The 417-nt window shown below is 39.3% G+C and carries 1 pseudogene; it reads left to right on the top strand.

Going from position 1 to position 417, the window contains the following annotated elements:
* Positions 1-119: 119 nt before the first annotated feature.
* Positions 120-417, top strand: a pseudogene (locus EKM80_RS13790) (IS21 family transposase); the annotation flags it as partial.

Genomic DNA, 417 nt, shown 5'->3' with positions numbered 1-417 from the left:
ATATGAAGACCAATTGTAAACGGCGGTTATAAAATGTAGGAAAAGGGCGGCGAGATTGTTGTCGGTTTTCCTACATTTTTTGATACCATTAATCACATCTTAATCTGGAGGTTAATGATGTGAGACACGATATTAGACAAGGAGTGAAACGTTACGTGGATAATGATATCAAACCAAATTATGCCGCTTTAAGCCGACAATATGACGTTGACTACCGCACTGCTAAGAAGGCTTATCAAGAAGTTAAGGATGGTGACCCTAAGCCGAAGAAGAAGACAAAGCAACGACCTAGCCTACTTGATTCTTACCGTGATGTTATCAAGGCCAAGCTTGAACTAAACTGTTCGGCTATGGCGATTTTTAAGTTCATTCAAAAGAAAGGTTTTCAGGGTCAATATACGATCGTTAAAACCTACT

This window comes from Loigolactobacillus jiayinensis (genome assembly GCF_003946445.1).
Lineage (GTDB): Bacteria > Bacillota > Bacilli > Lactobacillales > Lactobacillaceae > Loigolactobacillus > Loigolactobacillus jiayinensis.
The sequence above is the reverse complement of the archived record's forward strand: the minus strand, read 5'-3'. Positions and strand labels throughout refer to the sequence as shown.